20 protein-coding genes and 3 tRNA genes are annotated in these 26,673 nt (G+C 61.3%); 9 read left to right on the top strand and 14 right to left on the bottom strand.

Going from position 1 to position 26,673, the window contains the following annotated elements; translation table 11 throughout:
* The first annotated feature begins 159 nt into the window (after window positions 1-159).
* Complete coding sequence (locus tag PHI64_RS15450; protein ID WP_299884385.1) at window positions 160-843, top strand: insulinase family protein; 684 nt, start codon at window positions 160-162, stop codon at window positions 841-843.
* Window positions 844-850: 7 nt separating this feature from the next.
* Entirely contained in the window at window positions 851-3,004 is a 2,154-nt protein-coding gene (locus PHI64_RS15445; protein ID WP_299884384.1) for a cytochrome c peroxidase, read from the top strand.
* Between the two features lie 168 nt (window positions 3,005-3,172).
* On the opposite strand, the gene PHI64_RS15440 is transcribed toward PHI64_RS15445, so the two are convergent.
* The 8 genes from PHI64_RS15440 to tig all read right to left on the bottom strand — a co-directional run bounded on the left by PHI64_RS15440 (window position 3,173) and on the right by tig (window position 9,831).
* Window positions 3,173-3,249: transfer RNA gene (locus PHI64_RS15440), tRNA-Asp, on the bottom strand.
* Window positions 3,250-3,274: 25 nt separating this feature from the next.
* Window positions 3,275-3,350: transfer RNA gene (locus PHI64_RS15435), tRNA-Val, on the bottom strand.
* A gap of 34 nt (window positions 3,351-3,384) precedes the next feature.
* On the bottom strand, window positions 3,385-3,657 hold the full coding sequence (locus PHI64_RS15430; RefSeq protein ID WP_299884382.1) for an HU family DNA-binding protein: 273 nt from the start codon (window positions 3,655-3,657) through the stop codon (window positions 3,385-3,387).
* A gap of 222 nt (window positions 3,658-3,879) precedes the next feature.
* Window positions 3,880-3,954 (bottom strand) — tRNA-Arg (locus PHI64_RS15425).
* A gap of 99 nt (window positions 3,955-4,053) precedes the next feature.
* Window positions 4,054-6,468, bottom strand: a complete 2,415-nt coding sequence (lon, locus tag PHI64_RS15420) for an endopeptidase La (RefSeq protein ID WP_299884380.1) — start codon at window positions 6,466-6,468, stop codon at window positions 4,054-4,056.
* Window positions 6,469-6,554: 86 nt separating this feature from the next.
* Window positions 6,555-7,826 (bottom strand): ATP-dependent Clp protease ATP-binding subunit ClpX, encoded by a 1,272-nt coding sequence (clpX, locus tag PHI64_RS15415; protein WP_299884378.1) that lies wholly within the window; start codon window positions 7,824-7,826, stop codon window positions 6,555-6,557.
* Between the two features lie 37 nt (window positions 7,827-7,863).
* A complete protein-coding gene (clpP, locus tag PHI64_RS15410; protein WP_299884376.1) occupies window positions 7,864-8,508 on the bottom strand; it encodes an ATP-dependent Clp endopeptidase proteolytic subunit ClpP in 645 nt (214 codons plus the stop codon).
* 21 nt (window positions 8,509-8,529) lie between these two features.
* Window positions 8,530-9,831: a trigger factor gene (gene tig / locus PHI64_RS15405; protein ID WP_299884374.1), complete on the bottom strand. Its 1,302-nt coding sequence runs from the start codon at window positions 9,829-9,831 to the stop codon at window positions 8,530-8,532.
* A 378-nt stretch (window positions 9,832-10,209) separates the two neighbouring features.
* On the opposite strand from tig, the gene PHI64_RS15400 reads away from it, so the two are divergent.
* The 7 genes from PHI64_RS15400 to PHI64_RS15370 all read left to right on the top strand — a co-directional run bounded on the left by PHI64_RS15400 (window position 10,210) and on the right by PHI64_RS15370 (window position 19,582).
* Window positions 10,210-12,132, top strand: a complete 1,923-nt coding sequence (locus PHI64_RS15400; RefSeq protein ID WP_299884372.1) for a PrkA family serine protein kinase — start codon at window positions 10,210-10,212, stop codon at window positions 12,130-12,132.
* A gap of 62 nt (window positions 12,133-12,194) precedes the next feature.
* Window positions 12,195-13,463: a YeaH/YhbH family protein gene (locus PHI64_RS15395; protein WP_299884370.1), complete on the top strand. Its 1,269-nt coding sequence runs from the start codon at window positions 12,195-12,197 to the stop codon at window positions 13,461-13,463.
* Window positions 13,460-14,995, top strand: a complete 1,536-nt coding sequence (locus tag PHI64_RS15390; protein ID WP_299884368.1) for a SpoVR family protein — start codon at window positions 13,460-13,462, stop codon at window positions 14,993-14,995. Before PHI64_RS15395 ends, PHI64_RS15390 begins: the two co-directional genes overlap by 4 nt.
* A gap of 241 nt (window positions 14,996-15,236) precedes the next feature.
* Entirely contained in the window at window positions 15,237-16,229 is a 993-nt protein-coding gene (locus PHI64_RS15385; protein ID WP_299884366.1) for a DnaJ C-terminal domain-containing protein, read from the top strand.
* Window positions 16,230-16,285: 56 nt separating this feature from the next.
* Entirely contained in the window at window positions 16,286-17,548 is a 1,263-nt protein-coding gene (locus PHI64_RS15380; protein WP_299884363.1) for a U32 family peptidase, read from the top strand.
* A 108-nt stretch (window positions 17,549-17,656) separates the two neighbouring features.
* Entirely contained in the window at window positions 17,657-17,875 is a 219-nt protein-coding gene (gene rpmE, locus PHI64_RS15375) for a 50S ribosomal protein L31 (protein ID WP_296568897.1), read from the top strand.
* A gap of 78 nt (window positions 17,876-17,953) precedes the next feature.
* Window positions 17,954-19,582 carry a hypothetical protein gene (locus PHI64_RS15370; protein ID WP_299884361.1) on the top strand — a complete coding sequence of 543 codons (1,629 nt, stop codon included), beginning with the start codon at window positions 17,954-17,956 and terminating at the stop codon, window positions 19,580-19,582.
* Window positions 19,583-19,735: 153 nt separating this feature from the next.
* Here the strand turns inward: PHI64_RS15370 and ftsB are convergent, their stop codons facing one another.
* The 6 genes from ftsB to PHI64_RS15340 form a co-directional block, all read right to left on the bottom strand.
* Complete coding sequence (gene ftsB, locus PHI64_RS15365; RefSeq protein ID WP_299884359.1) at window positions 19,736-20,011, bottom strand: cell division protein FtsB; 276 nt, start codon at window positions 20,009-20,011, stop codon at window positions 19,736-19,738.
* A gap of 46 nt (window positions 20,012-20,057) precedes the next feature.
* Entirely contained in the window at window positions 20,058-21,347 is a 1,290-nt protein-coding gene (gene eno, locus PHI64_RS15360; RefSeq protein WP_296568904.1) for a phosphopyruvate hydratase, read from the bottom strand.
* 82 nt (window positions 21,348-21,429) lie between these two features.
* On the bottom strand, window positions 21,430-22,269 hold the full coding sequence (gene kdsA, locus PHI64_RS15355) for a 3-deoxy-8-phosphooctulonate synthase (RefSeq protein WP_299884356.1): 840 nt from the start codon (window positions 22,267-22,269) through the stop codon (window positions 21,430-21,432).
* Between the two features lie 11 nt (window positions 22,270-22,280).
* The gene (locus PHI64_RS15350) at window positions 22,281-23,915 is read right to left on the bottom strand and encodes a CTP synthase (protein ID WP_299884354.1); all 1,635 of its coding nucleotides are present in this window, start codon (window positions 23,913-23,915) and stop codon (window positions 22,281-22,283) included.
* Between the two features lie 159 nt (window positions 23,916-24,074).
* Window positions 24,075-24,623 (bottom strand): hydrolase, encoded by a 549-nt coding sequence (locus tag PHI64_RS15345; protein WP_299884352.1) that lies wholly within the window; start codon window positions 24,621-24,623, stop codon window positions 24,075-24,077.
* 10 nt (window positions 24,624-24,633) lie between these two features.
* Complete coding sequence (locus PHI64_RS15340; protein ID WP_299884350.1) at window positions 24,634-26,613, bottom strand: acetoacetate--CoA ligase; 1,980 nt, start codon at window positions 26,611-26,613, stop codon at window positions 24,634-24,636.
* Window positions 26,614-26,673: the final 60 nt, after the last annotated feature.

Here is a 26,673-nt window from a genome sequence, read left to right as displayed (position 1 = left end):
CGCCAACACATCATTTCGATCCCAACGAGCCCCACAGCCGTTGGCCGCTACCGAGCGTTTCTCGTCGTCTGAGAGGGCTTCAAAAACACGAACCCCCGGAAAAACCAGGGGTTCGTCAGCAGTCTGAGGGCGCTAATAGCGCCCCCTGCGGAAAGCACCGTGATCCTCCTTACCCCCAACCAGCCGTCTGCATTGCGCCCCTTCGTCGAGCGCTACCTGGCCAGCCTGCCGGCACACGAAGCGATGGCCCCCGCCATACGGCCGCTCCAGTACCGCCATCAACCTACCGAGCTGCGCCTGCGAGGGGTCACAAGCCAGCGCACCGAAGTGATTCTGTCGATCGACGGCCCAACCGACAGTGCCTCTCCGGAAACGGAACTGTCCCTGCAGGCACTCATGCGGGAACTGAGCACCCGGCTGCGCACCGAACTGCGGGAAGCCCTCGGCGGCACCTACAGCGTGAGTGCGAGTGCCCATGTCGATGCGGTGGACAGGCACGTCCGGGGCAGCATCCGCTTCAGCTGCGCGCCGGAGCGGGAGGACGAGCTCGTCCACCATGCCCTGCAGACCTTCCAGGACTTGCTCTCCCAAGGCATCGACGCCACCGCCATCGAACGCTTCCGGCGTCAGCGCGAAGCGGAGGAAGCCGCGCATCAGGCCTCCGACGACTCATATATGACAACCCTGCTGCGCAGCTACCGGCAGGACGGCGACCTGCTCCACACGCGCCGCACTGCGGCAGCCCTGGCGCAACTGGATGCCGCGTCAGTCACCGAACGCATCCGCGCCCTTGCACCCCGGTTGCGGATCCACCGCGCCGCCATGCTGCCCGCCCAACCCTGAACGCACCATGAAACGGCATCTCCTTACCCTCGCCCTGCTACCCCTGGCCGCCTGCACCCTGCCGGTCGGCCCTACCCGATATAGCTTTCAGGATGCACGCGGAGAACCCAGCGATGCGGCCTCAGCCGCCTGCGTCATCGACGCCGGCAGCGGCCTGAGCTGGGAGCGCAAGACCGCCTCCGGCCTCCGCGCCGCCGACCACCACTACCTGCCCACGCCTCCCGCGGCCCCCCTCAATCCGCCCGCCTGTGGCGGCCACACCCCGGGGTGCAGCAGCGCCGACTACGTCGCCGCAGTAAATCACAGCAACCTGTGCGGCTACGCCGACTGGCGCGTGCCCAGCGAGCGCGAACTAGAAACTCTGCGCATTTCCACGATGCCAGCCACCATCCCGAGCATCGACGCCAAGGCCTTTCCGGACCAGCGGACCGGCTTCTACTGGACTCGCAGCCTCCGCCGGGTAGACGGCGTCCTTGCCGTAGCCTTCGACGCAGAGCACCACATTCAGCCGGGCATCAGCCTGGCCCGGGGTGATCACGCCCACCTCCGGCTAGTCCGCGGCCCCCGCCTGGACGACCCGCCCCCGCCCCACATTCCACGTCGCCGACGCTTCATTCCGCTCGTCCATAAAGGCAGCGCGGCCGGCCCCGGGGAGATCACGGCATGCGTCGACGATACCCAGAGCGCCGCGCCTCTGAGCACGGAGAGCCTCTGGCACCTGAACGGCCCCCAGCCGCTGGAAGAGGTAGGCACTGTCGAACAGCAACTCCGTCAAACCGGAGCCTGCGGTGTCCATGGCTGGCGCATCCCCACGCCGGATGAAGCCCGTGACCTGTTCCGCGGCGCATCACCGGGCAGCACCGCGGAGTTGCAGACAGCCCTGCCCGGGCTACGCCCGGATCGACCGGTGTGGGTACGGCACGCAGATGGCCGCCTGACTCCAGCCTGTGCCCAGGCTTGTGCCGAGGCCGCAGGACCACCCGACCTCCTGCTGTACGCCCCCGTAGCACGCCCCACCTTGGCGCGGCCCAAGCCCGCCCCCGAGCGGGATCTGCCGGCGACCGAGCTGGCCCGCCTGCGTGCAGCCTACGCCCGCTACCTGCCGGGAGCCGCCCGGCAGCCTCATTGGCCCGCACCCACTCTGGACGCCAGCATGGAAGACGGCTTCGTCGATCTCGGGCTTCTGCCGCCGGTCCCCTTTCCTCCCGACAACCCCTATTCCGCCGCCAAGGTAGCCCTGGGCCAACGCCTGTTCTTCGATACTGTCCTCTCCCGCAACCAGAAAATCGCCTGCAGCCACTGCCACCAGCCCACCACAGGCTGGACCGACAGGCGCAGCGTCTCCCCAGGTCACGTCGGCCAACTCGGCACACGCAACTCCATGAGCATTCTGAACACAGCCTACGTGAAAGACCTGTTCTGGGATGGCCGCGCAGCGAGCCTGGAAGAGCAGGTCGGCGGCCCCATCGCCAATCCGCTGGAAATGCACACAACCCCCGCCGAGGTTGTCGCCCGCCTCGCCACCCGGGATGACTACACGCCCCTGTTTCAGGCGGCCTTCGGCAGCCACGAAGTAACCCTGACACGCATCGCCCAGGCCATTGCCACTTTTGAACGGACCCTCATCAGCCGTGAAAGCGACTTCGATCGCTTCCTCAAGGGGCACCATCAGGCCCTCTCCGACAACGCCCTGTGGGGCCTGCATCTGTTCCGCACAAAGGCACGCTGCATCAACTGCCACAACACACCGCTGTTTTCCGACAACCGCTTTCATAGCAACGGTCTGCACTTTTATGGCCGCGAACTGGAAGACCTGGGCCGGTTCGAGGTCACCGGCCGCCCCGAGGACAAGGGCCGCTTCCGCACCCCCGGCCTGCGCGACGTCATGCACACCGGCAACTACATGCACAACGGACGCTTTCCCCTCACCGAAGGCCAGGGCGTCATCGCCATGTACGACGCAGGAATGGTCCAATTCGGCCCCACCGGGCCAGCCAAGTACCAGCCCGATCTCCCCGTCACCTCCCCGGCGGTCCGCCCCCTCGGCCTCAACGCCCGTGAAAGAAAAGCCCTTTTCGCGTTCCTCAAAGCAATCTCCGCAGAACCCCGCCAAGAACCCGCAAGTGAAGAGGAACTGGGCCTCCGGGCTGGGCTGCAATGAGCGCCTTACCACTCGGGCAAGAAGCCAGCATGCATCCAAATACAGACGATGCAAGCCATCAGTGGTGTTAGCGGGGCCGGGTCGAGCGTGACGAAGGCTCAAAACAAAAAAAGCCACCCTAAGGTGGCTATTTTTTCTTTTTGAGCCAAAGGATCAGCATTGATCAAATGGCGGAGTGGACGGGACTCGAACCCGCGACCCCCGGCGTGACAGGCCGGTATTCTAACCAACTGAACTACCACTCCAACTAATCATCCACCTGAACCAAGGTGGTGGGTGCTGACGGGGTCGAACCGCCGACATTCGCCTTGTAAGGGCGACGCTCTACCAACTGAGCTAAGCACCCGATTGATTTGCTTAGAAGCAAATTCAACAGCCAACTAGTTTAGCGCATCTTTCAACGCTTTGCCAGGCCTGAATTTAGGAATTTTTGCCGACTGGATTTTTATCGTCGCTCCGGTCCGAGGGTTTCGCCCCGTACGAGCAGCCCGCTTGCCAACATGGAAAGTACCAAACCCCACCAGAGTTACGGTACCGCCCTTCTTCAAGGTCTGTTTGACAGCTGCCACAGCAGCATCAAGCGCTCGACCAGCCGCAGCCTTGGAAATATCGGCATCTGCAGCAATGTGATCAATCAACTCGGATTTATTCATACTCGCCCCCTCGTTATATAAATTAACAAACAGGAAACTCCGACATCAACTGCCAAAAACCGAACGCTGCTCGAGACAGATCAATACTTGTGCTGACCTTTATATAACGCGCTAAAAATCGTGATGTCAAGAAAACGAGTCAAGCAGAACAAGGAAATACCACACAGCAAAAAGCCCGCAAAAGCGGGCTTTTCGAATGCTGCACTACAACAGGAAAGCGACTGGTCCCCCCGACAGGAATCGAACCTGTATCTAGCGCTTAGGAGGCGCTTGTTCTATCCATTGAACTACGGAGAGCGAGGCCCGGCATTCTAGCCGGCCGGAACCAGGAACGCCATGCCTAAAGGCAGGAGAAGCCTGCGATGCTCCGCCAGACTCTCCTGTCTAAGCGCACCATCAGTGCTTTACGACCTCTCCATTGGCCAGGGGCTCGGCCGGAGCAACGCTTGCTTCACCGGCAGGCGCATCCGGCAGGGCTTCCGGAGTTCTTTCGAGCGCATGCTCAAGAACCTGATCAATCCATTTAACGGGAATGATCTCCAGCCCATTCTTGACGTTGTCAGGAATCTCGGTGAGATCCTTAACATTCTCCTGAGGAATCAGTGCAGTACGAATTCCACCACGCACGGCGGCAAGCAGCTTCTCCTTCAGACCACCAATCGGCAGGACTTCACCACGCAGGGTGATTTCACCGGTCATCGCCACATCACAACGCACTGGAATACCGGTCAGCACAGAGACCAGACCCGTGCAGATCGCGATACCGGCCGACGGCCCATCCTTGGGAATGGCACCTTCCGGCAAGTGGATATGGATATCCGACTTCTGGTAGAAATCCTCCTGAATACCCAGGGAGCGTGAGCGACGGCGCACCACGGAGAGTGCAGCCTGAATAGACTCTTGCATGACTTCACCGAGCTTCCCGGTAGTCATGATCTTGCCCTTGCCCGGCAGCGCAACAGCCTCGACAGTCAGCAGCTCACCACCGACCTCCGTCCACGCCAGCCCCGTCACCTGCCCGATCTGGTTTTCCTTCTCAGCCACACCAAAGCTGTACTTGTGCACACCCAGGTATTTGTCGATGTTCTTGGAGTTGACCACGACCTTGGCCTTGCGCTTGCCGAGCACCAGCGCCTTGACGACCTTGCGGCACACCTTGGAGACCTCGCGTTCCAGGCCACGCACGCCGGCCTCGCGGGTGTAGAAACGCACGATGTCGCGGATGGCGTCCTCGGTTACCGACAGCTCCTCACGCTTGATCCCGTTGTTCTTCATCTGCTTCGGGACAAGGTAGCGCTGGGCGATGTTAACCTTTTCGTCTTCCGTGTAGCCGGACAGGCGGATGAGTTCCATACGGTCCAGCAGCGGCGCAGGGATGTTGAGGGTGTTGGCCGTCGCCACGAACATCACGTCGGACAGGTCGTATTCGACTTCAATGTAGTGATCCACGAAGGTGGAGTTCTGCTCGGGGTCCAGCACCTCGAGCAGAGCTGAAGACGGATCGCCACGGAAGTCTTGGCCCATTTTGTCCACTTCGTCGAGCAGGAAGAGTGGGTTGCGAACTGCAACCTTGGACATGTTCTGGAGGATCTTGCCCGGCATTGAACCGATGTAAGTGCGACGGTGGCCACGGATTTCGGCTTCATCACGCACACCGCCCAAGCTCATGCGCACGAACTTGCGATTCGTGGCGCGAGCCACCGACTGACCAAGGGAGGTCTTGCCAACCCCCGGAGGACCAACCAGGCACAGGATCGGCGCCTTGAGCTTGTCCACGCGCTGTTGCACGGCAAGATACTCAAGGATGCGTTCCTTGACCTTCTCGAGGCCGTAGTGCTCGGTGTCGAGCACTTTTTCGGCTTCGGCGAGATCCTTGCTGATGCGGGACTTCTTCTTCCAAGGCAGGCCGACCAGGGTCTCGATGTAATTGCGGACCACGGTAGCTTCGGCCGACATGGGCGACATCAGGCGCAGCTTCTTGAGCTCGGCCTGGGCCTTGGCCATGGCTTCCTTGGTCATCCCGGCGGACTTGATCTTCTTGTCCATCTCCTCGAGATCGGCGCCATCTTCACCTTCGCCGAGTTCCTTCTGGATAGCCTTGACCTGTTCGTTCAGGTAGTACTCGCGCTGACTCTTCTCCATCTGGCGCTTGACGCGGCCACGAATGCGCTTTTCGACCTGGAGGATGTCCAGTTCGGTCTCGAGCTGGTTGAGCAGGCGTTCGAGGCGCTCACCGGCATCCAGCATTTCAAGGATTTCCTGCTTCTGCTCAAGTTTCAGCGGGAGGTGAGCAGCGATGGTGTCCGCCAGCCGGCCAGGCTCCTCAATGCCCGACAGGGAACTGAGGATCTCGGGCGGGATCTTCTTGTTGAGCTTAACGTACTGGTCAAACTGGCTGATGATGGCCCGGCGCATGGCCTCAACTTCGTTGTTCGGCGATTCGGCTGCCGGCATGGGGCTGGCCTTGGCGACAAACAGGGTGCGCAGATCTTCAACCGACACAACACGGGCACGCTGGACGCCCTCGACGAGCACCTTCACGGTGCCATCGGGCAGCTTGAGCATCTGGAGAATGTTGGCGATACAACCCAGGTCGTAGAGATCTTCGGCAGAAGGCTCGTCCTTGGCTGCGGACTTCTGGGCCACCAGCAGGATGCTCTTGCCGGCTTCCATCGCATTCTCGAGCGCCTTGATGGACTTGGGGCGACCCACGAACAGCGGGATCACCATGTGCGGGAACACCACCACGTCGCGCAGTGGCAGCAGCGGCAGTTCGATCTGTTCTTCGGGGAGGTCAAGCGTGCTCGACATGATTTTTCCTTAAAAGGCACTAAGGCCCCATATGGGGCCCTAGTGACATCAATTCAAGCAGTCCTGCGAAAAACTTCTGCTTGATGTCAGTTGGAGCCGGAGACCTTGGGTTGATCAGCGTAGATCAGGATCGGCTTGGTGCCGCCATCGATCATGCCTTCGTCGATCACCACTTTGGAAACGTTTTCCATGGAGGGCAGTTCGTACATCGTATCCAGCAGCGTGCCTTCGAGAATCGAACGCAGGCCACGGGCACCCGTCTTGCGCTTGAGGGCCTTGCGGGCAATCGCCTGCAGGGCCGCCGGACGCACTTCGAGTTCGACGCCTTCCATTGAAAACAGTTTCTGGTATTGCTTGATGAGCGCGTTCTTGGGTTCGATGAGGATCTGGATGAGCGCTTCCTCGTCGAGCTCCTGCAGGGTCGCGACCACCGGCAGACGACCGATCAGCTCGGGGATCAGACCGAACTTGATCAGATCGCCGGGTTCGACTTCAAGCAGCGCTTCCGAAACATTCTTGTTCTCGCGGCTCTTCACCTCGGCACCGAAACCAATACCGAATTTCTCGGTACGGTTGCGGATCACCTTGTCGAGACCGTCGAACGCACCACCGCACACGAACAGGATGTTGGTGGTGTCCACCTGCACGAAATCCTGGTTCGGATGCTTGCGGCCACCCTGCGGCGGCACGGAGGCGACGGTGCCTTCGATCAGCTTGAGCAGGGCCTGCTGCACGCCCTCACCCGACACATCACGGGTGATGGACGGGTTGTCCGACTTGCGGGAGATCTTGTCGATCTCGTCAATGTATACGATGCCCTGCTGCGCCTTGTCGACTTCGTAGTCGCACTTCTGGAGCAGCTTCTGGATGATGTTCTCGACGTCTTCACCCACGTAGCCGGCTTCGGTAAGCGTGGTCGCATCGGCCATCACGAAGGGCACGTTGAGAAGCCGGGCAAGCGTCTGGGCAAGCAGCGTCTTGCCGGAACCGGTAGGACCGACCAGCAGGATGTTGCTCTTGGACAGTTCGACTTCGTCGTGCGTCTTGGAGAGATGACGCAGCCGCTTGTAATGGTTGTACACCGCCACCGAAAGAATCCGCTTGGCCGACGCCTGACCGATGACGTACTGGTCGAGAATCGCGCTGATTTCCTTGGGCGATGGAAGCTCACCCTTGACACCCTTGGCGCCGCCGGTATCTGCACTGATCTCATCACGAATGATGTCGTTGCAAAGCTCGATGCACTCATCGCAGATGAACACGGATGGCCCCGCGATCAGCTTGCGGACCTCGTGTTGGCTCTTGCCGCAGAACGAGCAATACAGCAGCTTCTCTCCGCTCGTTTTCTTGTCCGCCATTACTGCCCTTTCTCTCTGAAACTGATGCTGGGGATGATCAAACCACGTCGTTGCGACTGGTCAGGACCTTGTCCACCAGACCATAGCGCACGGCTTCTTCCGCAGACATGAAATTGTCCCGATCGGTGTCTTTTTCAATGGCCTCAATCGACTGCCCGGTGTGCCTGGCCAGCATGTCGTTGAGCTTGGCACGCAGGGACAGGATCTCGCGGGCGTGAATCTCGATATCCGAAGCCTGACCCTGGAACCCGCCCAGCGGTTGGTGAATCATGATCCGGGAATTGGGCAGGGAGAAGCGCTTGCCCTTCTCCCCGGCAGCCAGCAGGAAGGCGCCCATGCTGGCTGCCTGCCCAATGCACAGGGTGCTCACGTTCGGCTTGATGAACTGCATGGTGTCGTAGATCGCCATGCCGGCCGTGACAGACCCACCCGGAGAATTGATGTAGAAGTAGATGTCCTTGTCCGGATTCTCCGACTCAAGGAACAGCAACTGGGCGACGATCAGGTTGGCGGTCACGTCATTGACCGGCCCCACCAGGAACACCACCCGCTCCTTGAGCAGGCGCGAATAGATGTCGTAGGAGCGCTCACCGCGACCGCTCTGTTCGACAACCATCGGAATCAGGCCGAGGCCGACCGGATCCCAGTCACTACGAGAATTCGGGGGTGTCAGGGGATTCATTTGCCGTCGCTTTCTGCGGAATTAAGCCGCATTGCCCATCAAGTCATCAAAAGAAGCAGTGACATCGGTCGTCTTGGTATTGCCGACAACCCACGCCACCACATTATCCTCGATCACCAGCGCTTCGGCCTGGGCCAGACGCTGGGGCTGAGAGTAGTACCAGCTCACGACCTCGCTCGGATCTTCGTAGCTGGCTGCAAAGTCTTCGATGATCGCGCGGATCTGCTCGGGCTTGGCGTGCAGTTCCTTGCTCTTCACCAGTTCGGACATGATCAGACCCAGCTTGACGCGACGCACGGCTTGCTCTGCAAACCAGGCGGGTTCAATCGGCAGGTCCTTGGTCTTCATGCCACGGGCCTCAAAATCCTTCTTCGCGTTTTCGGCAAGCTGGGCGGACTCCTGCTCGACCAGCGCCTTCGGCACTTCGATCGGGTGAGTCTCGATCAGCACGTTCATGACGCGCTCCTTGACCTTGGCCTGGATACGACGCTTCACTTCACGCTCCAGATTGGCCTTGACCTCTTCACGCATCTTGGCGACGTCACCGTCGACGATACCCAGGGACTTGGCAAACTCGGCATCGACTTCCGGGAGCTTGGGCTCTTCAACCTTCTTGAGAGCCACTTCAAACTGGACGGTCTGCCCGGCCAGATTAGCGGCGTGGTAATCCGCGGGGAAAGTCATGTCAAAGGTCTTGCTTTCGCCAACGCCAAGGCCGAGAACAGCGGTCTCGAAATCCTTGAGCATCTGACCGCCGCCGATGACGAAAGCGAAATCGGTAGCCTTGCCCCCCTCAAACTCCTCGCCGTCCTTGCGACCGGTGAAGTCCACCTCGACACGGTCACCATCCTGAGCGATACGTTCGACGGGCACAAAAGTGGTGCGCTGCTTACGCAGCACGTCGAGGGTCTTGTCCACTTCGGCGTCGGTCACGACCAGCTGGGGGCGTTCCACTTCCTGGGCGCTCACGTCAGCGATCACGATTTCCGGGTAAACCTCGAACACAGCGGTGAATTCCAGCGCTTCAGTGCCGGCGGCTTCTTTCGGCTCGATATTGGGATAGCCGGCCACGCGCAGACTCTGCGCACGAATCTGCTCGCCCAGAGCCTTTTCAACCGCAGCACCAATGGCTTCGGAACGGGCTTGCGGGCCGTAGGACTGGGCGACCATGCGGAACGGGACCTTGCCCGGACGGAAACCCGGCATCTTGACGGTGCGGGCCATCTTTTTCAGACGGGCTTCCACATCCTTGTCGATCTCGGCCAGCGGCACGGACATGTCGATACGGCGCTCCAGCGCGCTCACGGTAACCTGATTGCTCATGAAAATTCCCTGATCGGTCTTAACAAAAACGCCTTACGAACAGGACGAGAGACACTTAGCAAAACGTGTGCCTTTCGGGTGTTTCCGTTCGTGAGGTCGTCGGAAAAACCTTTAGTCTAACACAGCCCTCGGATCCGCTCGCAGCCCCCACGCCAGTGCTTTGCTTCAGGCCCCAAGGTGTGAAAAACTGCTTGTGCAGCGGTGGAACTCCCCTCGCCTTTTGGATATCAGATGGAGTGAAATAGGCTTGCCCACGGCATGGACTTGATCCTGTCGCGCCGCACGGGCCTAAAGCATCTGTGTTACGAGCCGTTTGCATGCAGACAAGCGATGGCGAGCCCGGCGCCTGGCCCGGGCATGTGCCCCAGGAGACATGAGATGAGTATCTTCACCAGCTTCCAGGCCCGTTTCGAGTCTGCCCGGGAAGAGGAAATGTCGGTCCAGGAATACCTGGAACTCTGCAAGGCTGACCCCATGGCCTACGCGACATCCGCCGAGCGCATGCTGCAGGCCATCGGCGAACCGGAACTCGTCGACACCCGGCTTGATCCGCGCCTGTCGCGCATCTTTTCCAACAAGATGATCAAGATCTACCCTGCCTTCCGGGATTTTTACGGAATGGAGGAGTCGATAGAGAACATCGTGTCGTATTTCCGACACGCCGCACAGGGACTGGAGGAAAAGAAACAAATTCTCTACCTGTTGGGGCCGGTTGGCGGGGGCAAGAGCTCCCTGGCGGAAAAGTTGAAGTCGCTGGTCGAGAAAATCCCCTTCTATGCGATCAAGGGCTCCCCGGTCCATGAGTCGCCACTAGGGCTTTTCAGCCCGGAAGAAGATGGCGCCATCCTCGAAGACGACTACGGCATCCCCCGGCGCTACCTCAATACCATCATGAGCCCCTGGGCGGTCAAGCGCCTGCATGAGTTCAACGGCGACGTCACCAAGTTCCGCGTCGTGAAGCTACGCCCCTCCGTGCTGCGTCAAATAGCGGTAGCGAAGACCGAGCCGGGCGACGAGAACAACCAGGACATCTCCTCCCTGGTCGGCAAGATCGACATCCGGATGCTCGAACAGTTTTCCCAGGACGACCCGGACGCCTACTCCTATTCGGGCGGCCTGTGCCTGGCCAACCGCGGCCTGCTTGAATTCGTCGAGATGTTCAAGGCACCCATCAAGGTCCTGCACCCGCTGCTCACCGCGACCCAGGAAGGCAACTACAAGGGCACCGAAGGTTTCGGGGCGATTCCCTTCGACGGCATCGTGATGGCCCACTCCAATGAGTCAGAGTGGGTCGCCTTTCGCAACAACCGCAACAACGAGGCCTTCCTCGACCGGATCTACACCGTCAAGGTGCCCTACTGCCTGCGGGTGTCCGACGAGATCCGCATCTACGACAAGCTCCTTGCCCACAGCTCCTTGTCCCAGGCGCCCTGCGCCCCCGACACCCTGCGCATGATGGCCCAGTTTGCCGTGTTGTCCCGGGTGAAGGAGCCAGAGAACTCCAGCATTTTCTCCAAGATGCGTGTCTACGATGGCGAAAACCTGAAGGATACCGACCCCAAGGCCAAGAGCTACCAGGAGTACCGCGATTACGCCGGCGTCGATGAAGGCATGACCGGCCTATCCACCCGCTTTGCCTTCAAGGTGCTGTCCAAGGTCTTCAACTTCGACCACCGGGAAGTCGCCGCCAACCCGGTACACCTGATGTACGTCCTTGAGCAGCAGATCGCGCAGGAGCAGTACCCACCGGAGCACGAGGCCAAGTATCTGGCCTTCATCAAGGAGTTTCTGGCCCCCCGCTATGCCGAGTTCATCGGCAAGGAAATCCAGACCGCCTATCTGGAGAGCTACAGCGAGTACGGGCAGAACATCTTTGACCGCTACGTCACCTACGCCGACTTCTGGATTCAGGATCAGGAATACCGGGATCAGAACACCGGCGAGATCCTCGACCGCAACGCCCTGAACGACGAGCTCGAAAAGATCGAAAAACCAGCCGGCATCAGCAATCCCAAGGACTTCCGGAATGAAGTGGTCAATTTCGTGCTGCGTGCCAGGGCCAAGAACACCGGCAAGAACCCGAGCTGGACGAGCTACGAGAAGCTGCGCGCGGTAATCGAGAAGAAGATGTTCTCCAATACCGAAGACCTGCTGCCGGTCATCAGCTTCAATGCCAAGGCCAGCGGCGACGATCAGAAGAAGCACCAGAACTTCGTCAATCGCATGATCGAAAAGGGCTACACCGAGAAGCAGGTCCGCCTGCTGTGCGAATGGTACCTGCGCGTCCGCAAGTCTTCGTGACGCCCCGCTGACCAGCCCGCCACTCCGGCGGGCTGCATACGCCGACACTTCGGGAGGCTCGAATGGTACGTATCATCGACCGCCGGTTCGACAGCAAGAACAAGAGTGCTGTGAACCGGCAGCGATTCATGCGCCGCTTCAAGGGCCAGATCCGCGAGGCCGTGGCCGACGCCATCGCCGGACGCTCCATCAAGGATCTGGATAACGGCGAAAGTGTGTCCATTCCCTCCAAAGATCTGTCCGAGCCTCAGTTCCATCATGGCCGGGGCGGTATCTGGGAGACAGTCTTCACCGGCAACGACCAGTTCTCGTCTGGCGATCAGATCAACCGCCCGCAAGGCGGAAGTGGCAGCGGATCAGGCAAGGGCAAGGCCAGCAAGGACGGTGAAGGTGAAGACGATTTCGTCTTCAACCTTTCTCGCGAAGAATTCCTCGACGTCTTCTTCGACGATCTCGCCCTCCCTAATCTTGTCAAGACCCAGCTCGCCCGTATCCAGGAATACAAGAGTCAGCGCGCCGGCTTCACCAACGACGGCACGCCGGCCAACATCAACGTGGTGCGCTCGCTGCGCGGCGCACTGGGGCGTCGCCTTGCCCTCGCCTCGCCTTATCAGGGGCGTCTGCGAGAGTTGCAGAAGCAGATTGAGGACCTACTCAAGTGCCTCCCCGAGGACGATCCCGAGATCGTCCGGCTGAAGGACGAGATCGGCATCCTGCGGGCCAAGATCGAAGCCATACCGTTCATCGACAGCTTCGACCTGCGCTACAACAACCGGATCAAGATCCCCAAGCCGACCACTCAAGCGGTGATGTTCTGCATCATGGACGTATCCGGCTCCATGGACGAAGAAAAGAAGGCCACCGCCAAGCGCTTCTTCATGCTGCTCTACCTCTTCCTGACCCGCACCTACGAACACATCGAGGTGGTCTTCATCCGTCATCACACCGTCGCCAAGGAAGTGAACGAGGAAGACTTCTTCCACTCCCGGGAGTCCGGTGGCACAGTGGTATCCAGCGCAATCGAACTGATGAAGGACATCCTGCACCAGCGCTACCTCAATGGCGCCTGGAATGTCTATGGTGCCCAAGCCTCCGACGGGGACAACTGGGAGAACGACTCGCCCCACTGCCGCGAACTGCTCTCCGAGTCCATCCTGCCCTTTGTTCAGTACTTCGCCTACATTGAGATCACCCCCGGCGAACCCCAGAACCTCTGGCGCGAATATGAAAAGCTGGTGGGCGCCCACGCCAACTTCGCCATGCAACATATCGAAGGCCTGCCGGACATCTACCCGGTATTCCGCGAACTCTTCAAAAAGAAACTCGCATGAGCGCCAAAAGACAGAAGCGCAAGCAGCCCCTTCCGGCTCCCGGCGAATGGACCTTCGAGCTCATTGAGGCCTATCACGCCGAGATCGACCGGGTAGCGCGCGAATACGGGCTGGACACCTACCCCAACCAGATTGAGCTAATCACCTCCGAACAGATGATGGACGCCTACTCGTCCGTCGGCATGCCGGTGAACTACCACCACTGGTCCTTCGGCAAGAGCTTCCTGCAGACCGAAAAGGGCTACCGACGCGGGCAGATGGGGCTGGCTTACGAGATCGTCATCAACTCCAATCCCTGCATCGCCTACCTCATGGAAGAAAACACCATGACGATGCAGGCTCTGGTGATTGCCCACGCTGCCTACGGGCACAATAGCTTCTTCAAGGGCAACTACCTCTTCCGCCAATGGACCAACGCCGACGCCATCGTTGACTACCTGCTCTTTGCCCGCAATTACCTGAGCGAATGCGAAGAACGCTACGGTGAGGAAGAGGTTGAGCTCCTGCTCGACTCCTGTCATGCCTTGATGAACGTCGGGGTCGACCGCTACAAACGTCCGGCCAAGCTCTCCCTGACCAAGGAGCTCACCCGGCAACGCGAGCGGGCCGAGTACCTGCAGAGCCAGGTCAACGACCTGTGGCGCACCCTGCCCGCCCAGCAAATCAAGGCTCAAACCGTCGAGGCGCGCCGCTTTCCACCCGAACCCCAGGAGAACCTGCTCTACTTCATCGAGAAGAACGCACCGCTCCTCGAACCCTGGCAGCGGGAGGTCGTGCGCATCGTGCGCAAGGTTGGCCAGTACTTCTTTCCCCAACGGCAGACCCAGGTGATGAACGAAGGCTGGGCCACCTACTGGCACTACACCCTCATCAACACCCTGTACGACGAAGGGCTGCTCACCGACAGCTTCATGATGGAGTTTCTGCACTCCCATACCAATGTCGTTTACCAGCCCGGCTACAACGAACCCTGGTACCGGGGCCTCAATCCCTACGCCCTGGGTTTCGCCATGTGGCAGGACATCCGGCGCATCTGCGCGCATCCCACCGACGAAGACCGCTACTGGTTCCCGGACATCGCCGGCAGTGACTGGCGCGAAACTTTCGATTTCGCCATGCGCAACTTCAAGGACGAGAGCTTCATCGCCCAGTTCCTGTCGCCGAAGATCATGCGCGATTTCCGCCTTTTCGCCATTCTGGATGACGACCACGACGCCAAACTCAAGGTATCGGCCATTCACGACGAAGCCGGCTATCGCAAGGTCCGGGAGATCCTCTCCGACAACTACAACCTTGGCAGCCGCGAGCCCAACCTGCAGGTCTGGAACGTCGACCTTAGGGGCGACCGCTCCCTCACCCTGCGCCACCAGGCCTACCTCCGCCGCCCCCTCAACGGCGACGCCGACGAGGTCATCAAGCATGTGGCACGACTGTGGGGATTTGCGGTGAAGATGGAAGTAGCCCACGAGGATGGACGTATTGAAGTCCTCCACGAGTGCCACCAGGACAGGCGCAAGACCGACAAGAACTGACCCGGGTCTTTCAGCTGGAGAACGGAAACCATGGGCTTCAGGGGCTGCACGCGCCTCGGCCCCCACGACCTGAACCTTTACCTCTCGCGGGTCAGCATGGCGATTCTCAGTCGCTTCTAGGGCTGCACTGCTGGGCACCAACCAGATCCAGAGCAGCCCCAGCCCCCCTTGAACCCCACGTTTTACCCGTCCACATCCCCGTTTCAGCCATCAACCGGCCCGCGCCGATTAGAATGCCGAAATGTCTCAACCTGATTTTCACCAGATTCTGGGGGTCACCCCATGTGCCACTGCGGCCGAAATCAAGCGCGCCTTCAAACGGATGGCCATGCGCTGGCACCCGGACCGCAACGCCGACCCCCAGGCACATGAACAATTCCGCCTGGCCCGAGAAGCCTTCGAGCATCTCACCGGCATCCGCGAAACCGAAGCCCCTAAGGCTAGCGAAGCAAGCTCCCCGCCCCGGCGCCCGAAGGGTGAAGACCGACGACTCCACATTGATGTGGACCTTGCAGAAGCCGCTTTCGGCGGCACCATCACGGTCAGTCTCGAAGGACGCGTGAACTGCACGAGTTGCGAAGGCAGCGGACGACGCAGCTATGGCCGAACGACCATGTGCGGCACCTGCCATGGCAGCGGGCGCGTCCGAAGCAGCGCGGGCCTCAAACCCTGCCCGTCATGCAGCGGAAAAGGTTATTTCACCGATAACCACTGCCCCGATTGCGAAGGCCGCGGCTGGAACGCCGCCGACCGGCAGCTCGTCGTCAGCATTCCAGCAGCCATGTTGCCCGGAGAGGAGCTCCGGATTGCCGGCCAGGGCGGCCCCGCCCCCGAGAACGGGGAGTCCGGCGACCTCTACCTCACCCTGCATGCCCGGGTGCACCCTCTCTTCCGCCTCGAAGGCCCTGACATCCATCTCGATCTGCCAGTTAGCATCTTCCGGGTGCTTGCTGGTGGTGTCATCGATGTCCCCAGCCTGAACGGCGTGCACGAAGCACTGCTACCGGAAGCCTCTACCACAACGGAGATCCGGCTCCCCGGCGCCGGCTTCCCGGCCCGTGGTCGCCGTCACGCTGGCGATCTCATCGCCCACCTGCAGGTGCAATACCCTCGCTATCTGAGCAACGAGCAGAGAGCCCTGCTCGAAATGGCCGACCAGGTTCTCCAGCAACAGCTCGACGATCAAAGTCCCACCTTGGCACGCTGGCGCGACACCCTCAACCAGAATCGCTGACCTTCTGGATCAGCCGACATCCGCGCCTGCCCATTCACCCCATCAGTACCCCATTCATGCCTCTCAAGACTCCCGAACTCCTCGCTCCTGCCGGCTCACTGGCCATGCTCGATACCGCCTTCGCCTTTGGCGCCACAGCCATCTACGCAGGTCAGCCGCGCTATTCCCTGCGCGTCCGCAACAATGATTTCGGCGATCTCCCCGTACTGGCCGACGGCATCAATCGGGCCCGGGCCCTGGGCAAGCACTTCTACGTGGTGGCCAACATCTACCCCCACGGCGCCAAGATCAAGACCTTCATCAAGGACATCGCCCCGGTCATCGCCCTCAAGCCCGACGCCCTGATCATGTCCGACCCGGGCCTCATACTGATGGTCCGCGAGAACTTCCCGGAGATGCCCATCCACCTCTCCGTACAGGCCAACACCGTCAACGCCGCGGCGGTACGCTTCTGGAAATCGGCCGGCATCTCCCGCGTGATCCTGTCCCGGGAGCTGTCCCTCGACGAGATCGCCAGCATCCGCCAGGACTGCCCCGACACCGAACTGGAGGTCTTCATCCACGGGGCCCTGTGCATCGCCTACTCGGGTCGCTGTCTGCTGTCCGGTTACTTCAACCACCGCGACCCCAACCAAGGCAGCTGCACCAACTCCTGCCGCTGGGACTTCAAGACCCACGAAGCCAAGACCTGCGGCGCCGGTGACGTACACCTCATCGAGGAACCCCACAAACGCGCCGGCGAGTACATGCCCATCGAAGAAGATGAGCACGGCACCTACATCCTCAACTCCAAGGATCTGCGCGCCATCGAGCACGTCCAGCGGCTGGTGGAAATCGGCATCGACTCCCTGAAGATCGAAGGACGTACCAAGAGCCCCTACTACGTGGCCCGCACCTGCCAGGCCTATCGTCAGGCCATCGACGATGCCGTCGCCGGGCGCAGCCTTGATCCAGCCCTGCTGGGGCAACTTGAGGGCCTCGCCAACCGGGGCTACACCGACGGCTTCCTCCAACGTCACACACCCCACGAAACCCAAAACTACCTGCGTGGCCACTCCGAGTCGGGACGCAGCATTTACGTGGGGGACGTGGTGGCCTACGATGCGGAGCGGGGTATGGTCGAGATCGCATCGAAGAATGCCTTCGCCGTGGGCGATCACCTGGAGCTGGTGCACCCCTCCGGCAACCGCGAAGTCCGAATCGAGCAGATCCGGAACGCGCAAGGCGAAGCCGTCGAACGCATCCCCGGCAGCGACCATCGGGCCTGGCTGCCCCTACCGGCAGAAAGCGTCGGTGCTTTCGTCGCCAGATTTCTTTAAAGCAAACAGAAGTCGCGGAAGAAACCTTGCATAAGGGGCTGAAATGCTTCAGAATGCTCCGCTTTCGGGTGGCCAAATTCACCACCCACGTACCCAAAGGATAAAGCGATGAAAGCCGATACCCATCCGAATTACACCGAAGTGCAGGTGACCTGCTCTTGTGGCGCCACCTTCACCACCCGCTCCACCATGGGCAAGCCCCAATACCACGTGGAAGTGTGCTCCCTCTGCCATCCGTTCTACACCGGCAAGCAGAAGATCGTTGACACCGCCGGCCGTGTCGAACGCTTCCGTCAAAAGTACGGTACCGTTCAGCGTCTGGGCTGATTTCCGCTCAGTAGCCGGGATCGACCGAAAAAGGCAGCCACGGCTGCCTTTTTTGTTGCCTGCAGGAAACCCGCCGCCATGCCTCTCGCCCCCTCACGTTTCTCGCTGCCCGCCCCCCTGACAGGCTGGCCGCTCGCCGTCCTTCTGGGTATTTACCTGCTGGTAGGCACCACTGGGCATCTCCCCTGGCGTGGCGACGATCTGACCCACCTTGGCCCGATTCACGCCATTCTCCAGGGTGGCAGCTGGCTCGTTCCCGAAATTGCCGGCGAAACCTATCGCGGCGCAGCCCCTCTTTATTACTGGGTGGGCGCCCTACTGGCCCGACTGCTCGGCTGGCTGCTGCCGGTTCATGATGCCGCCCGGCTCGCCACAAGCCTGTTCTGTGCGGCCAGCCTCTACTGGACCGGTCTGGCAGCACGGCGCCTTTATGGCGAAGCCTCCTTCGCACCAGCCATCCTGCTTGGCATGGGCTCTCTTGGGCTGGTGGTGCATGCCCACGAAACCCAACCACTGCTGGCCCAACTCGCTGGAATGGCACTGTGCTTTGCCGGCCTAGGCGAACTCGCCGAGAAGCCCGGTCGCGGCGCCATCCAGGCCGGATTGGGGGCCGCACTGGCCTTCCTTGCCGGCGGCCTTTCAGGGCTTGCCCTGACACTGCCGGTCATCATCCTGACCCCCTTGCTGTGCGCCCGTTGCCGCAATCGGGCAGTGCTGGGCAGCGTTGCACTGGGTCTGGGCATTGCCCTCGCGATCGGTGCTCTTTGGCTAGGCGCTGTGGCGAACCAGTATCCCGGGGAAATCCCCCTCTGGTGGCAAGAGGAACTTGCCAGCACCCTACCCCACACCAGCCACGTTTCCGAACTAGGCAAACTGCTGCAACTGTTCGGCTGGTTTGCGTGGCCACTCTGGCCTATCGCCGGCTGGGCGGTGTGGCGTAACCGTCATAACATCACCAGCCCACAGCTGGCACTCCCCCTGATGGGCAGCATCCTGGCCATATTTCTGGTCGCCACCACCGGTGGTCTGCGGACTGCCGGACTGCTGCCCGTTCTCCCCCCCTTGTGTCTGCTGGCGGCACTGGGGGTCACAAGCCTGCGTCGCGGCGCGGCCAATGCCTTTGACTGGTTCGGGGTGATGGTCTTCATCTTCTTTGGCATTCTGGTCTGGCTGGGCTGGAGCGCCCTCCATTTCAGCTGGCCCCCGGGGCTCGCCCGCCAGGTTGCCCGCATGGCACCCGACTTCCAGCACGGCACGTGGCTCGTCGGCGCAGTCGTCGGTACGGCCCTGAGCCTGCTACTCCTCCTCCTGCCCCTGGGCACCCAGCGCAACATGCAACGGGGAACCACCAATTGGGCACTGGGCATGACCCTGCTGTGGTGTCTCGCCGTCATGCTGTGGCAGCCCTGGTTCGCCCACACCAAGAACTACCAGCCCCTCGCCACCGAGCTGCGCCAGGCCCTCGGCCCGCAAGCCGGCTGTATCACGCGCCGCAACCTGGGCGATACCCAACGAGCCGCACTCGACTACTTTGCCGGGATCCGGACTTTGCGCTTTGACGCGAAAGAAGAATGCACGCTGCTACTCACCTACAGCACCAGCGGCACATCCCAAAGCGTGCCCCGGGAATGGAACCTCATCTGGGAGCGCCACCTTGGAGGCGGGCGGAAAGCGGAAACCTTCAGGCTCTACAGACGCGACGAATGAAGTCCTTGATCAATTCCGATCCGGCTTGATCCCTCGATCAGTCATATCTGGATATTGAATAGCAGCCCAGCAGCCTGCCCGCAGGGCAAGGAGCAACACATGATCCAAGCGAACAACACATTCGCCTGAGATAGCTGATGCCCGGATGGAGACTTACTTTTGCTGGGGAGTCTGGACGAAGATTTCGTCCGATTTGGTCAGACCGAGTTCGAAGCGCGCCCGCTCTTCGATGGCCTCATAACCGGTCTTCAGATCACGGACCTCGGCCTCCAGTCCGGTGTTGCGTTGCTCAAGCTTTCGATTGCCCTCTTTCTGGGCCGTCAGCTGCTTTTCCACTTCCCAGACACGCAACCACCCGCCCTTGCCAATCCACAAGGGATACTGCAAGGCGAGAGCCAAAAAGACGAGAACGAGAACGGGCCAGCGCATGACGTCATTGCGGCCACCCCGGAAGGATGGCCGCTGCTTCCTTCAATCAGCGGTTACGCAGGTTGTAGAAAGCGGACACGCCCGGGTAGAAGGCGGTATCGCCAAGATCTTCCTCGATGCGCAGCAACTGGTTGTACTTGGAGATGCGATCGGAACGGGACAGGGAGCCGGTCTTGATCTGCATGGCGTTCAGACCCACTGCAATATCGGCAATGGTGGAGTCTTCGGTTTCACCGGAGCGATGGGAAATCACTGCGGTGTAGCCGGCGCGCTTGGCCATCTCGACAGCGGCAAAGGTCTCGGTCAGGGTCCCGATCTGATTGATCTTGATGAGGATCGAATTGGCGATGCCCTTCTCGATGCCTTCCTTGAGGATGCGGGTGTTGGTCACGAAGAGATCGTCACCCACGATCTGCACGGTCTTGCCGAGACGATCGGTGAGCGTCTTCCAGCCAGCCCAGTCGCCTTCGGCCATGCCATCCTCGATGGAGACAATGGGGAACTTCTCGACCAGGGTGGCGAGATAGTCGGTGAAGCCTTCGGAGGTCAGGGACAGCCCCTCACCAACCAGCTCGTACTTGCCGTCCTTGTAGAACTCGGAGGCAGCACAATCCAGGGCCAGCACCACGTCACGACCCGGCTCGTAGCCGGCAGCCACGGTGGCTTCCAAAATCAGGTTGAGGGCTTCCTCGGTGCCAGAGACGTTGGGGGCAAAGCCACCTTCGTCACCCACAGTGGTGGGGTAGCCCTTCTTGTCGGTGAGCTTTTTCAGGTGATGGAAGATCTCGGCGCCACAGCGCAGGGCTTCGCGGAAGCTCTTCGCGCCAATGGGCATGATCATGCATTCCTGGATGTCCAGGCTGTTGTTGGCGTGGGCGCCACCGTTGATGACGTTCATCATCGGAACAGGCAGGGCCATGCCGCCGGAGCCGCCGAAGTAGCGATACAGGGGCAACCCGGCTTCTTCAGCGGCAGCCTTGGCCACAGCCATGGACACGGCCAGCATGGCGTTGGCGCCCAGGCGGGACTTGTTGTCAGTGCCGTCCAGGTCGATCAGGGTCTTGTCGATGAACGCCTGCTCTTCGGCATCCAGGCCGATCAGCGCCTCGGAGATCTCGGTGTTGACGTTCTCGACCGCCTGCAGCACGCCCTTGCCCAGGTAACGACCGGCATCGCCGTCGCGCAGCTCAATGGCCTCGCGGGAGCCGGTGGAGGCACCCGACGGCACAGCGGCACGACCCATGATGCCGGACTCAAGCAGGACATCGGCCTCAACGGTGGGATTGCCGCGGGAGTCGAGGACCTCGCGGGCAATGACATCAACAATGGCGCTCATGAACTTCCTTTCTTATCACTGAATTTACAGCGGCGACCTTCCGGCCGCCTCTAACTTCGAAACCGGAAAATCGCCCGCAGGCTCAGGCCTTCAGCTCTTCGAGGCCCTCAGCCTTGACCAGCGAATCGATCGCCTTGAGGGTCGCAAGCAGGGACTTGAGCCTGGGCAACGGCCACGCGTTGGGGCCATCGGAGAAGGCCTTGGCGGGATCAGGGTGGGTCTCCATGAACAGGCCGGCAACACCGACAGCCACGGCCGCCCGGGCCAGCACGGGAACGAACTCCCGCTGACCACCGGAAACCGTCCCCTGCCCGCCCGGCAGCTGGACTGAGTGTGTGGCGTCGAACACCACTGGACAGCCCGTCTCACGCATGATCGCCAGGGAGCGCATGTCGGAGACGAGATTGTTGTAACCGAAAGATGCACCTCGTTCGCACACCATGATGGTGTCGCCGCCGCCATTGGCCTCGCGGGCCTTGTCGACGACGTTCTTCATGTCGCCCGGGGCCAGGAACTGGCCCTTCTTGATGTTCACCGGCTTGCCGGAGGCGGCAACAGCGTGGATGAAATCAGTCTGACGGCACAGGAAGGCCGGGGTCTGCAGCACATCAACAACCGCTGCCACATGGGGCACTTCGGCTTCGGAGTGCACGTCGGTAAGGACGGGCACTCCGACCTTCTCGCGGACTTCGCCGAGGATCTCCAGCCCCTTCTCCATGCCCATGCCGCGATAGGACTTGCCGGAACTGCGGTTGGCCTTGTCGTAGCTGGACTTGTAGATGAAGGGAATGCCCAGCTCGCCACAGATGTCCTTGAGCGCCTTGGCGGTCTCGAAGGCCATCTCGCGGGACTCGATCACACAAGGCCCGGCGATCAGGAAGAAAGGCTTGTCGATGCCGACGTCGAAGCCGCAGAGTTTCATGGAATTTCCTTTCAGCCGGCCTGCTGGTGGGCCAGGGCGGCCTTGACGAAGGCGGTGAACAGCGGATGACCGTTGCGAGGGTTGGAGGTGAATTCCGGATGGAACTGACAGCCCACAAACCACGGGTGCACATCGGTGGGCAGCTCAATCATCTCGCACAAGTCGGTGCCAGGTGCCCGGCCCGCAACCTTCAGCCCCTGGGCTTCAAGCTGGCTCAGCAGGGTGTTGTTGACCTCGTAGCGGTGACGATGGCGCTCGGTGATCTCGGCCTTGCCATAAACCTGACGGGCCAGGGAGCCCTCGGCAAGATTACAGACCTGACCACCCAGGCGCATGGTGCCACCCAGATCGGAATCCTCACCACGCTTTTCGACCTTGCCCGAGGCGTCATGCCATTCGGTGATGAGGCCGATGACGGGATGCGCGGTGTGCTTGTCGAACTCGGTGCTGTGGGCTCCGGCCATGCCGGCCACGTCACGGGCAAACTCGACCACGGCCAGCTGCATGCCCAGGCAGATGCCCAGGTAGGGCACCTTGTTTTCGCGGGCGTAGCGGATCGCGGCGATCTTGCCCTCGGTGCCGCGACGGCCAAAGCCACCCGGCACGAGGATCGCGTCCATGGACTTCAGCACCTCGCAACCGTTCTTCTCGATGTCCTCGGAATCCAGGTAGTGGATGTTCACCTTGCTGCGGGTGTGCATCCCGGCGTGGTTGAGTGCCTCGATGAGCGACTTGTAGGACTCGGTGAGGTCCACGTACTTGCCGACAAAGGCGATGTTCAGGTTGTTCTGCGGATTGTTCAGGGCGTCGAGCAGGCGCTCCCAGATGGACAGGTCAGCCGCGCGGGCCAGGATGCCCAGCTTGTGGCAGACGATCTCGTCGAGCATCTGGTCGTGGAGCATGCCCGGGATGCGGTAGATGGAATCGGCGTCGAGACACTCGATCACGGCTTCCGGCATCACATTGCAGAACAGGGCAATCTTGCGGCGCTCGTCCGCAGGCACCGAGCGGTCGGCACGGCACAGCAGGATGTCGGGCTGGATGCCGATCTCGCGCAGCTCCTTGACCGAGTGCTGGGTGGGCTTGGTCTTCAGCTCGCCGGCAGTCGGGATGTAGGGCAGCAGCGTGAGGTGGATGAAACAGGTGCCTTGGCGGCCTTCCTCGATGCCCATCTGGCGAATCGCTTCCAGGAACGGCAGGGATTCGATGTCACCTACCGTACCGCCCACTTCGACGATGGCCACGTCGGCACCTTCGGCACCGCGTTTGACGTAGGTTTTGATCTCGTCGGTGATGTGAGGGATGACCTGGACGGTTTTGCCCAGGTATTCGCCGCGACGCTCTTTCTTGATCACCGCCTCGTAGATCTGGCCGGTGGTGAAGTTGTTGCGCTTGCCCATCTTGGCGCTGGTGAAGCGCTCGTAGTGGCCGAGGTCGAGGTCGGTCTCGGCACCATCTTCAGTCACGAACACCTCTCCATGCTGGAAGGGGCTCATCGTGCCGGGGTCGACGTTGATGTAGGGGTCGAGCTTGAGGTGGGTAACCTTGATGCCGCGGGATTCGAGAATCGCCCCGAGGGAGGCGGCGGCGATGCCCTTGCCCAGAGAGGACACGACACCACCGGTAACAAAGACGTATTTGGTCATGACACGGGGGACTTCTGGAAAGGGGAATGATACCCGATCCAGCCCCCTCACTTCAACGGGCCGACCACCGTAGGCCGCACATTGCCCCCCCGCAATCATCCCGAACAAGCTGCCCCACCCCGGTCGCCCCCCCCTTGCGTGGCCGCGACCGTGCGTTGGTCAGTTGTCGCGGATGAAATCCCGATTGACCTCCCGGAACAATGCCGTGGCACTGCGTTTGAGCCACTCGAAAGCGACCATCTCCCGGGTCACCACCTCCACCCCATGGGCCCGCATACGGGCCAGGGCGGCCTGCTTGTCACCGGCTTTTCGCGACCCGACGGCGTCCTCGACGAGGAAGACCTCCTTGCCCTGCCAACGCAGCTCCAGCACCGTCTGCATGACGCAGACATGAGCCTCAGTGCCCGTCACCACAACTTGCCGGCGTGCATCCACCTCGGTACCTGCAAGACACCCGTCGGCCACACAGGAGAAATGGGTCTTTTCGACGAAACGCGCTCCCTCAAGCGCATCACGCAGCGCCGCCGCCGTAGGGCCCAGCCCAGCCGGATACTGCTCTGAGACTACCACCGGCACCTGCAGCCGGCGCGCCACACCCGCCAGCCAGATGCAGTTTTGCAGCACCGTAGCACCATCCTGAATCGCCGGCAGCAGACGCTCCTGCACGTCAACGATCAACAGGCTGGACTTGCTCGCATCCATCAACATGGCACGCTCCTCAGGACTGCAGCTCGGGACGAGCCCGAAACTCGTCAAGCGCGGCAGGATTGGCCAACGCCTCGACATTCTTGACTGGCTCGCCGTGCACCACGGCCCGCACCGCCAGCTCGACGATCTTGCCGCTCTTGGTGCGCGGAATATCCGTCACCTGCACCACCCTGGCGGGCACATGCCGCGGCGTGGTGTTCTCGCGGATGGTGCCCCGGATGCGGTCTGCCAGCCCATCATCCAGCTTCAACCCCTCACGCAGTTTCACAAAGAGCACGACCCGCACGTCACTGGCATCTCCCGGCGGCCACTGCTGGCCGATCACCAGGGATTCAACCACTTCCTGCAGCTTCTCCACCTGGCGGTAGATCTCCGCCGTGCCAATGCGCACGCCGCCCGGATTGAGGGTCGCGTCGGAGCGCCCGTAGATGATCAGGCCGTCGTGGGGGGTGATCTCCGAGTAGTCGCCGTGACACCAGACGTTCTCGAAACGCTCGAAGTAGGCCGCTCGGTAGCGTGCCCCATCCGGATCGTTCCAGAAGCCGACAGGCATCACCGGGAAGGGCCGTGTGCACACCAGCTCACCCTTCTCGGCCCGCACCGGCACGCCAATCTCGTCGAACACATCCACCGCCATCCCGAGCCCGCGGCACTGGATCTCGCCGGGCCATACGGGCAGGGTCGGGTTACCCAGCACGAAACACGAGATGATGTCGGTTCCACCAGAGATGGACGACAGGCACAGGTCGGCCTTGACCTCCCGATACACGTACTCAAAGCCCTCCGGCACCAGCGGGCTGCCGGTCGAGAACATCGCCCGCAGGGCGGCGAGGCGGTGGCTCTCCCGGGGACGTAGCCCGGCCTTGGCAATGCCATCAATGAACTTGGCCGATGTGCCAAAGTGGGTCATACCCTCGGCGTCGGCGTAGTCGAAGAGAATCGATCCACCACCCAGCATCGGCGCACCGTCATAGAGCAGCAGCGTAGCGCCGGAGGCGAGGCCGGACACCAACCAGTTCCACATCATCCAGCCACAGGTAGTGAAGTAGAACAGCCGATCGCCCGGTTTGATATCACCATGGAGGCGATGCTCCTTGATGTGCTGCAGCAGCGCCCCGCCCGCACAGTGGACAATGCACTTGGGCACCCCGGTGGTCCCCGACGAAAACATGATGAACAGCGGATGATCGAACGGCAGGCGCTCAAACGGAATCTCGGTTTCAGCCAGAAAGGGCTTGACGAAGTCTGCCAGCATGCGCGAGTGAGGCACGTGGGAGATGTCGTGGTGGGCATGGACATAGGGCACCACCACCACCCGGCGCAGGGAGGGCAAGCCCTCAGTGATCGCCGCCAGACGATCCATGCAGTCCACCAACTTGCCGTTGTAGTAGTAACCGTCAGCCGCCACCAGCACCTTCGGCTCAATCTGACCAAAGCGATCGAGCACCCCTTGAACACCGAAGTCGGGCGAGGCCGACGAGAAGATGGCGCCGATGCTCGACGCGGCGAGCATCACGACGATGGTCTCTGGCAGGTTGGGCATCCACGCGGCCACACGGTCCCCCGCCACCACGCCCATCTCCTGAAAGGCCGCCACCATGTGGGCCACCTGCCGATAAAGGTCGCCATGGGAAAGCCGGTTCTTGACCCGATCCTCGCCCCAGAACACCAGCGCGTCGCTATCATCCCGGCTGCGCAGCAGGTTCTCGGCATAGTTCAGCTTCGCCTCGGGAAACCAGCGGGAACCCGGCATGCGGCCGGGCTGCTCAAGCACGCTGCCGCCCATCACGCCACGCACCTCACCGTAGTCCCAGATCGAAGCCCAGAACTCCGTCGGCTCATCCACCGACCAAGCGTGAAGAGCCGGATAATCGGGCAGGCTACGCCCCCAACGCTGTTCTGCCTCTCGGGCAAAACCCGTGATATTTGCAACGGCCACGCGCGCGGCGTCGGGCACCCACAGGGGGTGGTCTGCAACTGCATAACTCATGAAACGGTCTCCTCGATCTCTCTTCTTGTTGTGCCGGATCTCCCGTCCGGCCTTGACTGA

Origin of the sequence: Zoogloea sp., from assembly GCF_028689785.1 — a bacterium.
In the GTDB taxonomy this organism is placed as follows: Bacteria; Pseudomonadota; Gammaproteobacteria; order Burkholderiales; family Rhodocyclaceae; genus Zoogloea.
Note: the sequence above shows the minus strand (reverse complement) of the source record. Positions and strands in the feature narration are given on the sequence as shown.

What these genes read in the sequence shown, in the direction of transcription:
- PHI64_RS15445 (WP_299884384.1), top strand. Translation starts at nt 851, where the DNA reads ATGAAACGGCATCTCCTTACCCTCGCCCTGCTACCCCTGGCCGCCTGC.
- PHI64_RS15430 (WP_299884382.1), bottom strand. Translation starts at nt 3,657, where the DNA reads ATGAATAAATCCGAGTTGATTGATCACATTGCTGCAGATGCCGATATT.
- lon (WP_299884380.1), bottom strand. Translation starts at nt 6,468, where the DNA reads ATGTCGAGCACGCTTGACCTCCCCGAAGAACAGATCGAACTGCCGCTG.
- clpX (WP_299884378.1), bottom strand. Translation starts at nt 7,826, where the DNA reads ATGGCGGACAAGAAAACGAGCGGAGAGAAGCTGCTGTATTGCTCGTTC.
- clpP (WP_299884376.1), bottom strand. Translation starts at nt 8,508, where the DNA reads ATGAATCCCCTGACACCCCCGAATTCTCGTAGTGACTGGGATCCGGTC.
- tig (WP_299884374.1), bottom strand. Translation starts at nt 9,831, where the DNA reads ATGAGCAATCAGGTTACCGTGAGCGCGCTGGAGCGCCGTATCGACATG.
- PHI64_RS15400 (WP_299884372.1), top strand. Translation starts at nt 10,210, where the DNA reads ATGAGTATCTTCACCAGCTTCCAGGCCCGTTTCGAGTCTGCCCGGGAA.
- PHI64_RS15395 (WP_299884370.1), top strand. Translation starts at nt 12,195, where the DNA reads ATGGTACGTATCATCGACCGCCGGTTCGACAGCAAGAACAAGAGTGCT.
- PHI64_RS15390 (WP_299884368.1), top strand. Translation starts at nt 13,460, where the DNA reads ATGAGCGCCAAAAGACAGAAGCGCAAGCAGCCCCTTCCGGCTCCCGGC.
- PHI64_RS15385 (WP_299884366.1), top strand. Translation starts at nt 15,237, where the DNA reads ATGTCTCAACCTGATTTTCACCAGATTCTGGGGGTCACCCCATGTGCC.
- PHI64_RS15380 (WP_299884363.1), top strand. Translation starts at nt 16,286, where the DNA reads ATGCCTCTCAAGACTCCCGAACTCCTCGCTCCTGCCGGCTCACTGGCC.
- rpmE (WP_296568897.1), top strand. Translation starts at nt 17,657, where the DNA reads ATGAAAGCCGATACCCATCCGAATTACACCGAAGTGCAGGTGACCTGC.
- PHI64_RS15370 (WP_299884361.1), top strand. Translation starts at nt 17,954, where the DNA reads ATGCCTCTCGCCCCCTCACGTTTCTCGCTGCCCGCCCCCCTGACAGGC.
- ftsB (WP_299884359.1), bottom strand. Translation starts at nt 20,011, where the DNA reads ATGCGCTGGCCCGTTCTCGTTCTCGTCTTTTTGGCTCTCGCCTTGCAG.
- eno (WP_296568904.1), bottom strand. Translation starts at nt 21,347, where the DNA reads ATGAGCGCCATTGTTGATGTCATTGCCCGCGAGGTCCTCGACTCCCGC.
- kdsA (WP_299884356.1), bottom strand. Translation starts at nt 22,269, where the DNA reads ATGAAACTCTGCGGCTTCGACGTCGGCATCGACAAGCCTTTCTTCCTG.
- PHI64_RS15350 (WP_299884354.1), bottom strand. Translation starts at nt 23,915, where the DNA reads ATGACCAAATACGTCTTTGTTACCGGTGGTGTCGTGTCCTCTCTGGGC.
- PHI64_RS15345 (WP_299884352.1), bottom strand. Translation starts at nt 24,623, where the DNA reads ATGTTGATGGATGCGAGCAAGTCCAGCCTGTTGATCGTTGACGTGCAG.
- PHI64_RS15340 (WP_299884350.1), bottom strand. Translation starts at nt 26,613, where the DNA reads ATGAGTTATGCAGTTGCAGACCACCCCCTGTGGGTGCCCGACGCCGCG.